Annotated in this window: 1 protein-coding gene; it reads right to left on the reverse strand. The window is 65.9% G+C overall.

The features are described from left to right. On the reverse strand, positions 1-469 hold a 469-nt coding region (locus ACLJQE_RS44630; RefSeq protein WP_410645922.1), incomplete at its 3' end, for an NB-ARC domain-containing protein. Positions 470-837: the final 368 nt, after the last annotated feature.

Here is an 837-nt window from a genome sequence, read left to right on the forward strand (position 1 = left end):
CGGGCAGCCGCAGGTGCTGGGCGAGTTCGGTGAGAGATTTGCGGATCTGGGTGGTTTGCGTGGCCTGGATCCACCAGACGATGTCGTAATCCTTCAGGTGCCGGTAGATATATTCCACCGCCATCTGTGTCTTGCCGATACCCCCCATTCCGTGCAATGCCGCAGGCAGGACGGCTGTGGTGCCGGCTCCGAGCCGCTCGCTCAATTGATCGAGCAGTTCACGCCTTCCGGTGAAATTGGGGTTCTTGGGCGGTACCGCACCCCAGACGGGTGGCGCCTCGTCACCGGAACGGCGTTCGCTTCGACTGGTCACGTCGGCGATCTCCCGCACGATCTTCATCCGCACAGCCGGTGCTGCTTCGCTCACCGGTGGAGGAATATCGACAGCCCCGGTGTCGGACTGGACGTCGGCCGCAACTTCGCTCGAGGAACCCGTCGGCTTGAGTTCCTGCGACATGATGTCACTCACCGCCGGGATCGTAGTGGGTGGGTCACCGCCGTGTTGACCAATGGCCGTAGTTCTACTCTCCAGCCGGTCAGCCCGAGAAAGATACGGCCCGGATAGCGCACGCATAAGGTCCCGCTCCAGGGCGATGTCCGCCGGAGTCGCCGCGGGTAATACCGGATCGGGCGTTGCGTCCGGCGCCGCCAGTGCCGCCTGCAGCCGCGCCAGCACCGGATTCCGGTCCCCGAACCGCCGTGACGCGCTAATCACGGCGTGGGCCGTGTCCGAGCGTCGCGCGCCTCGCAGCAGCAGCTGCCGGACGTGGTCGGAAAACTCCCAGTGCGCCCGGTCCCAGGGAGTTCCGTCCCGGACCCGCTCCAGCAGCCCGCTGG

Origin of the sequence: Amycolatopsis sp. lyj-346, from assembly GCF_046548975.1 — a bacterium.
Lineage (GTDB): Bacteria > Actinomycetota > Actinomycetes > Mycobacteriales > Pseudonocardiaceae > Amycolatopsis.